The organism is Rhodococcoides corynebacterioides, from assembly GCF_019834675.1.
Classification (GTDB): domain Bacteria; phylum Actinomycetota; class Actinomycetes; order Mycobacteriales; family Mycobacteriaceae; genus Rhodococcoides; species Rhodococcoides corynebacterioides_A.
This window is the reverse complement of sequence record NZ_JABUBU010000015.1, coordinates 69,513-77,193: the sequence shown is the minus strand read 5'-3', so window position 1 is coordinate 77,193 and position 7,681 is coordinate 69,513. Positions and strand designations below refer to the sequence as shown.

8 protein-coding genes are annotated in these 7,681 nt (G+C 72.5%); all 8 read left to right on the top strand.

The window, feature by feature from the left end; genetic code table 11:
- The coding region (gene nadA, locus HQ603_RS14310; RefSeq protein WP_222685205.1) for a quinolinate synthase NadA at positions 1–848 on the top strand (848 nt) is incomplete at its 5' end.
- On the top strand, positions 845–2,419 hold the full coding sequence (nadB, locus tag HQ603_RS14305; RefSeq protein ID WP_308126538.1) for an L-aspartate oxidase: 1,575 nt from the start codon (positions 845–847) through the stop codon (positions 2,417–2,419). The genes nadA and nadB, both read left to right, overlap by 4 nt.
- Positions 2,416–3,273, top strand: a complete 858-nt coding sequence (nadC, locus tag HQ603_RS14300; protein WP_222685201.1) for a carboxylating nicotinate-nucleotide diphosphorylase — start codon at positions 2,416–2,418, stop codon at positions 3,271–3,273. The genes nadB and nadC overlap by 4 nt, the downstream gene beginning before the upstream one ends.
- A gap of 52 nt (positions 3,274–3,325) precedes the next feature.
- On the top strand, positions 3,326–3,796 hold the full coding sequence (locus HQ603_RS14295) for an SRPBCC family protein (RefSeq protein WP_222685199.1): 471 nt from the start codon (positions 3,326–3,328) through the stop codon (positions 3,794–3,796).
- A 94-nt stretch (positions 3,797–3,890) separates the two neighbouring features.
- A complete protein-coding gene (gene hisD, locus HQ603_RS14290; RefSeq protein WP_222685198.1) occupies positions 3,891–5,225 on the top strand; it encodes a histidinol dehydrogenase in 1,335 nt (444 codons plus the stop codon).
- An 8-nt stretch (positions 5,226–5,233) separates the two neighbouring features.
- Entirely contained in the window at positions 5,234–6,406 is a 1,173-nt protein-coding gene (locus tag HQ603_RS14285) for a histidinol-phosphate transaminase (RefSeq protein WP_222685224.1), read from the top strand.
- A complete protein-coding gene (gene hisB / locus HQ603_RS14280; RefSeq protein WP_222685197.1) occupies positions 6,403–7,032 on the top strand; it encodes an imidazoleglycerol-phosphate dehydratase HisB in 630 nt (209 codons plus the stop codon). The genes HQ603_RS14285 and hisB overlap by 4 nt, the downstream gene beginning before the upstream one ends.
- Positions 7,029–7,670 carry an imidazole glycerol phosphate synthase subunit HisH gene (gene hisH, locus HQ603_RS14275; RefSeq protein WP_222685195.1) on the top strand — a complete coding sequence of 214 codons (642 nt, stop codon included), beginning with the start codon at positions 7,029–7,031 and terminating at the stop codon, positions 7,668–7,670. Before hisB ends, hisH begins: the two co-directional genes overlap by 4 nt.
- Positions 7,671–7,681: the final 11 nt, after the last annotated feature.

Sequence of the window (7,681 nt, the reverse complement as noted above, 5' to 3'; positions counted from 1 at the left end):
ACTCGCTGGCGCTCTCGCGGATCGCGGCCGAGGCGCAGGAGGAGACCATCGTCTTCTGCGGCGTCCACTTCATGGCGGAGACGGCGAAGATCCTGTCGCCGAGCAAGACGGTGCTGATCCCGGACGCGCGGGCCGGGTGCTCGCTCGCCGATTCCATCGACGCCGCCCAGCTGCGCGAGTGGAAGGCCGAGCACCCGGACGCCGTCGTCGTGTCCTACGTCAACACCACCGCCGAGGTGAAGGGTCTCACCGACATCTGCTGCACCTCGTCCAACGCCGTCGAGGTCGTGCAGTCCATCGATCCGGACCGCGAGGTGCTGTTCCTGCCCGATCAGTTCCTCGGCGCACACGTCCGTCGGCAGACCGGTCGCACGAACATGCACATCTGGGCGGGCGAGTGCCACGTCCACGCCGGCATCAACGGCGACGAGCTCACCGCGCGGGCCAAGGCGTATCCGGACGCCGAGCTCTACGTCCACCCCGAGTGCGGCTGCGCCACGTCCGCGCTGTACCTCGCGGGCGAGGGGTTCGTGCCCGAGGACAAGGTCAAGATCCTCTCCACCGGCGGCATGCTCGACGCTGCCCGCGAGACCGGTGCCCGGCAGGTGCTGGTGGCCACCGAGATCGGCATGCTCCACCAATTGCGCCGTGCCGCACCGGAGGTCGACTTTCGCGCGGTCAACGACCGCGCGTCCTGCCCCTACATGAAGATGATCACCCCGGCGGCGCTGCTGCGATGCCTCACCGAGGGTGCCGACGAGGTGCACGTCGACGCCGACGTCGCCGCGCGGGCCCGCGCGTCCGTCGAGCGCATGATCGCGATCGGGTCGCCGGGCGGCGGCGAGTGACCCCGACGGTCGGCTGGGACGCCACCGCCGACCTCGTGGTGGTCGGCGCCGGCGTCGCCGGACTGACCGCGGCGACCGAGGCGGTCCGGCTGGGGCTGCGCGTCCTGGTCGTCGCCAAGGACACGGTGGACACCTCCACCCGCTACGCCCAGGGCGGCATGGCGACCGCGACCGGCGACGACGTCGCGGTCCACGCGGAGGACACCGTGACCGCCGGTGCGGGACTGTGCGATCCGGCGGCGGTGCGGTCCGTCGTCGGCGACGGGCCGGCGGCGTACGACGTCCTGGTCGGGCTCGGGGCGCGCTTCGACACCACCGCGGACGGACGCGTCGCGCGGACCCGCGAGGGCGGCCACCGCACGGCGCGCATCGTCCACGCGGGCGGCGACGCGACCGGCGCGGAGATCCAGCGCGCCCTGACGGCGGCGGGCCCGACCGCGCTCACCGATTCCGTGGTGCTGTCGGTGATCACCGGGCCGCACGGCGCCGCGGGCGTCGTCGTCGCGTCGGCGGGCGAGTCCGGGGGGTTGGAGTCGGTCGGCGTGATCCACGCGCCCGCCGTCCTGCTCGCCACCGGCGGCAGCGGCATGCTCCACGCCGCCGGCACCAACCCGGAGGGCGCCACCGGCGACGGCATCGCCCTCGCGGTGGCGGCCGGCGCGGAGATCGCCGACGTCGAGTTCGTCCAGTTCCACCCCACGGTGTTCTTCTCGCCCGGCGGACACGGCCGGCTGCCGCTGATCAGCGAGGCGCTGCGCGGGGAGGGGGCGCGGCTGATCGACCAGGGCGGCCGTCCCGTCGTCGGCGACGCCCACCCGCTCGGCGACCTCGCACCCCGCGACGTCGTCTCCCGCGCCATCGCGGCGCGACTGACCGACACCGGCGCGACCCACGTCCTGCTCGACGCGCGGGGTGTGCCCGACGTCGCGCACCGGTTCCCGACGGTCACCCGCTCGTGCCGCGAGCGGGGCGTCGACCCGGTCACGACGCCGATTCCAGTGGCCCCGGCCGCGCACTACGCCTGCGGCGGCATCGTCACCGACCTCGCCGGGCGCACTCGCGTCCCGGGTCTGTTCGCCGCGGGCGAGGTAGCGCGGACGGGCCTGCACGGCGCGAACCGACTGGCGTCGAACTCGCTGCTCGAGGGCGTCGTGCTCGGTCGGCGGGTGGCCGCGGCCGCGCGCGAGCGTGTCGGCACCGACACGACCGCCGAGCCGGAGGTGCCCCGCGTCGCCCGGCGGCTGGACCGCGCCGTGCTGCAGGCCGCCGCGTCGGCCGGGATCGGGGTGGTGCGCGACGCCGCCGGCATCGACGCCGTCCGCCGGGTGGCCGCCGGTGCCGCCGTGCGTCCCCTGGCCACGGTGCGCGACGTCGAGGACGCCGCGCTGACCGTGTTGCTCGCCGCGACGGCCACGGCGGCGTCGCTCCGGACCGAGACCCGGGGCGCCCACACCCGCCGCGATCATCCTCGGACGGACCCGGCGCAGTGCCGGAGCATCGTCCTGAGCGCCGCCGATCTCGACCACCGAGGCGACCTCACCCGTCGCCCCGTCCCTGCAGGAGTGTCATGACCGCCCTCGTTCCCGTCGATCGCGACGAGGTTCTCGACGTCGTCCGTCGTGCGCTCGCCGAAGACCTGCGCTACGGACCCGACGTCACCACCCTCGCGACCGTCGCCGCGGACGCACGCACCCGGGCGGCGGTGGTGTCCCGCGCGCACGGCACGGTGGCCGGGGTCGACGTCGCGCTCGCGGTCCTGGACGAGGTGGTCGGCGAGTACCGCATCGAGCAGCGGCTGACCGACGGCGACGCGGTGGCGCCCGGGGACGTGGTCCTCGAGGTCGAGGCGCTCACCCGGCCGATCCTCACGGCCGAGCGGACCATGCTGAACCTGCTGTGCCACCTGTCCGGCATCGCCACGGCGACGGCGGCGTGGGTCGACGCCGTCGCCGGAACCCGATGCGTGGTGCGGGACAGCCGCAAGACCCTGCCGGGACTGCGCCTCCTGCAGAAGTACGCGGTCCGTGCGGGCGGGGGAGAGAACCACCGCCTCGGTCTCGGGGACGCCGCGCTGATCAAGGACAACCACGTGGTCGCCGCGGGGTCCGTCGTCGCTGCGCTGCGTGCCGTCCGCGAGGCCGCGCCCGACCTGCCCTGCGAAGTGGAGGTGGACACCCTCGAACAGCTCGACGAGGTGCTCGCCGAAGGCGCCGACCTGGTGCTGCTGGACAACTTCCCGCTGTGGCAGACCCAGACGGCCGTGCAGCGACGCGATCGGATCAACCCGGCGACCCGCCTGGAATCGTCGGGCGGGCTGTCCCTCGAGCATGCGGCCGACTACGCCGCGACCGGCGTCGACTACCTCGCCGTGGGAGCGCTGACCCACTCGGTGACGGTGCTCGATCTGGGACTCGACTTCCGCTGAATCCGACGCGGACGGCGTTTGCCCACCCGGTCCGAGCGGGAACAGGGCAGGCATGGCAACAGTGCAGAAGGTCGACAGAGGTGCCCGGACGGTCGCGCGGAAGGTGACGGTCGACGCCCCCGTGGACGAGCTGTTCGCGCAGGTGGCCGATCCGCACCGACACGGTGAACTCGACGGCTCCGGGACCGTGCAGGACAAGGTGAGCGGTCCGACGGCCGTGTCGACCGGCGACAGATTCTCCGTGGCCATGAAGCAGTACGGAGTGCCCTACAAGATCACGAGCCGGGTGACCGAGGTGGTCGCCACCGGTGATCACCGCGTCGTGGAGTGGCAGCACCCGATGGGCCATCGGTGGCGCTGGGAATTGGCCTCGACCGGTCCCGAGACCACCGAGGTCACCGAGAGCTTCCGGTACGACACCGCCAAGGCGCCGAAGGTGCTCGAACTGCTGAAGATGCCGGCGCAGAACGCGAAGGGGATCGAGCGCACGCTCGAGAAGCTCGCCGGGCGCTACCGCCGGTAGGCCCGCGTCGGCACTCCGGTCGGGTGACGGCGTCGACGATGCGCGATAATCGACAGGCCATTCCCTCGTCGAGCCGTCCCCGAAAGGACCTCACATGACCGCCCGCACCGAGCTGAGACGCGTCGATCTCCGCGGCAGCTCCCCGTCCACGACCGAGCTTCGGTCGGTGCTCCCGCGAGGCGGAGTGGACGTGAACTCGGTGCTGCATCTGGTGACGCCCATCGTGGACACCGTCCGTGAGCGCGGCGCCGACGCCGCTCTGTACTACGGACAGCAGTTCGACGGGGTGCGCCCCGAGACCGTGCGCGTGCCCGCGGAGGCCCTGGGCCGCGCGCTCGCGGAGCTCGATCCGGACGTGCGCGCCGCGCTCGAGGTGTCCATCGAGCGGTCCCGCATCGTCCACGGCGACCAGCGCCGGAGCGACACCGTCACCGAGGTGGTGCCCGGCGGCACGGTCACCGAGAAGTGGGTGCCGGTCGATCGCGTGGGTCTCTACGTTCCCGGCGGCAACGCCGTCTACCCGTCCTCGGTGGTCATGAACGTCGTGCCCGCCCAGGTGGCGGGCGTGTCGTCGCTGGTGGTGGCGTCGCCTCCGCAGGCCGAGTTCGGCGGGCTTCCGCACCCCACCATCCTGGCCGCCGCGGCGCTGCTGGGGGTCGAGGAGGTGTGGGCCGTCGGCGGTGCCCAGTCCGTCGCGTTGCTGACCTACGGCGGACGCGACACCGACGGCGCGGAACTGGCGCCGGTCGACATGATCACGGGCCCCGGCAACATCTACGTCACCGCAGCCAAGCGGCTGTGCCGCGGCGTCGTGGGCATCGACTCCGAGGCCGGGCCCACCGAGATCGCGATCCTCGCCGACGACACCGCCGATCCCACGCACGTCGCCGCCGACCTGATCTCCCAGGCGGAACACGACGTCCTCGCGGCCAGTGTCCTGGTCACCACCTCGCCCAGGCTCGCCGACGCCGTCGACACGGCGGTCGCGGAGCAGATCGGACGGACCAAGCACGTCGACCGGGTGCGTACCGCGCTCGCCGGCGAGCAGTCCGGCATCGTCCTCGTCGACACGATCGACGACGGCATCCGGACCGTCGACGCGTACGCCGCCGAGCACCTCGAGATCCAGACGCGGGACGCTTCCGAGGTCGCCGCGCGGGTCCGCAGCGCCGGCGCGATCTTCGTCGGACCGTGGGCGCCGGTCAGCCTCGGCGACTACTGCGCCGGGTCCAACCACGTGCTCCCGACGGCGGGCTGCGCCCGGCACTCGTCGGGACTGTCCGTGCAGACGTTCCTGCGCGGCATCCACATCGTCGACTACTCGCGCGACGCCCTCGCGGACGTCGCGACGCACGTCGTCGCCCTGGCGAACGCGGAGGATCTGCCCGCCCACGGCGACGCCGTGCGGGTGCGATTCGAGGCGCTGTGACCGGCTCCGTGGGCAGTGTTCCCGGACGCGCGGTCGAGCTGACCGACCTGCCCCTGCGCGAGTCGCTGCGCGGCAAGTCGCCGTACGGCGCTCCGCAGCTGGACGTGCCCGTCCGGCTGAACACCAACGAGAACCCGCATGCACCGACGGCGGCGTTGATCGACGACGTCGCCACGTCGGTCCGGGACGCCGCGGCCGACCTGCACCGGTATCCGGACCGGGACGCCGTCGCGTTGCGCACCGACCTGGCGTCGTACGTCGCGGGGCGCACCGGCGTGCCGGTGACCGTCGACAATCTGTGGGCGGCCAACGGATCCAACGAGATCCTGCAGCAGGTCCTGCAGGCCTTCGGCGGGCCCGGACGACGCGCCCTCGGGTTCGTGCCGTCCTACTCGATGCACCCGATCATCTCGGCCGGGACGCAGACCGAGTTCCTCGACGTCCACCGCCGCGACGACTTCTCCCTCGACATCGACGCGGCCGTGGCCGCGCTGGACCGGCTCGCGCCCGACGTCGTCTTCGTCACCAGCCCGAACAATCCGACCGGGCACGCGCTCTCGACCGAGGACGTCCGCCGACTCGCGGAGGCGACCACGGGCGTCCTCGTGGTCGACGAGGCCTACGCGGAGTTCGCGGACGCACCCAGTGCGGTGACGCTGATCGACGAGTTCCCGACGCGGCTGATCGTCAGCCGCACCATGAGCAAGGCGTTCGCCTTCGCCGGCGGGCGGCTCGGCTACCTGGTGGCGGCGCCCGCCGTCGTCGACGCGCTGCTGCTGGTACGGCTGCCGTACCACCTGTCGGTGCTCACGCAGGTCGCCGCCCGCGCCGCGCTGCGGCACGCGGACGAGACCCTCGCCTCGGTGGCGGCCCTGTCCGCCGAGCGTGATCGGGTGTCGGCCGAGCTCGCCCGGCTCGGGTTCCACGTGATCCCGTCGAGCGCGAACTTCGTGCTCTACGGCCGCTTCGACGATGCGGCCGCCGTGTGGTCGCGCTACCTCGACCACGGCGTCCTGATCCGCGACGTCGGTATCGAGGGCCATCTGCGCGTCACCATCGGCCTGGAGTCGGAGAACAATCGCTTCCTCGAGGTGAGTGCGCAGCTCGCGACGACCCTGTTCCCGGATCGCACGCCCATCACCTCCTCGACCACGTCCTCGACGCAGAACGGATCCTCGTGACCAGCACCGTCAGCCCCCCGCGCATCGCCCGGATCGAGCGCACCACCAAGGAGTCGTCGATCTCCGTCGAGCTGAACCTCGACGGCACCGGCACCGTGGACGTCTCCACCGGCGTGCCGTTCTTCGACCACATGCTGACGGCGCTGGGAACCCACGCGTCGTTCGATCTCACCGTGCGGGCGCAGGGCGACATCGAGATCGAGGCGCACCACACCGTCGAGGACACCGCCATCGTGCTGGGTCAGGCCCTCGGCGAGGCGCTGGGCGACAAGAAGGGAATCCGCCGCTTCGGCGATGCGTTCGTTCCCATGGACGAGACGTTGGCCCACGCCGCGGTGGACGTGTCGGGACGCCCCTACTGCGTGCACACCGGCGAGCCGGACCACCTGCTGCACGCCGTGATCGGGGGCTACCCCGGGACGCCGTACGCGACGGTGATCAACCGTCACGTCTTCGAGTCCATCGCGCTCAACGCCCGGATCGCCCTGCACGTGCGGGTGCTCTACGGCCGCGACCAGCACCACGTGACCGAGGCGGAGTTCAAGGCCGTCGCGCGGGCGCTGCGTCAGGCCGTCGAGCCCGACCCGCGGGTGACGGGCGTGCCGTCCACGAAAGGAACCCTGTGACCTCGTCCCCGTCGGTCGCCCTGCTCGACTACGGCTCGGGCAACCTGCACTCGGCGCAGCGCGCCCTCGCGCGCGTGGGTGCCGACGTCACCGTGACCGACGACCACCGTCTCGCGCTGGCGGCGGACGGCCTGGTGGTGCCCGGGGTGGGCGCGTTCGCGGCGTGCATGGACGGATTGCTGTCCGTGCGCGGTGACGAGCTGATCGACAAGCGTCTCGCCGGTGGCCGTCCGGTGCTCGGCATCTGTGTCGGCATGCAGATCCTGTTCGACCGCGGTGTCGAGTTCGACGAGCCCGCCACCGGCTGCGGGCAGTGGCCCGGCACCGTCGAGCGTCTGCAGGCCGAGGTGCTGCCGCACATGGGGTGGAACACCGTGCGGCCGGGCGCGGACAGCGTGCTGTTCGCCGGGATGGACCCGGACACCCGCTTCTACTTCGTCCACACCTACGGCGTGCAGACGTGGGAGATGCTGCCGAGCGACAGCCTCGCCGCGCCGGTTCTCACGTGGGCCGATCACGGCGGCGAGTTCCTCGCAGCGGTGGAGAACGGCCCGCTGTCGGCCACGCAGTTCCACCCCGAGAAGTCGGGCGACGCGGGCGCCACCCTGCTCGAGAACTGGGTGCGCACCCTCGCGTAATCTTTCCGCAC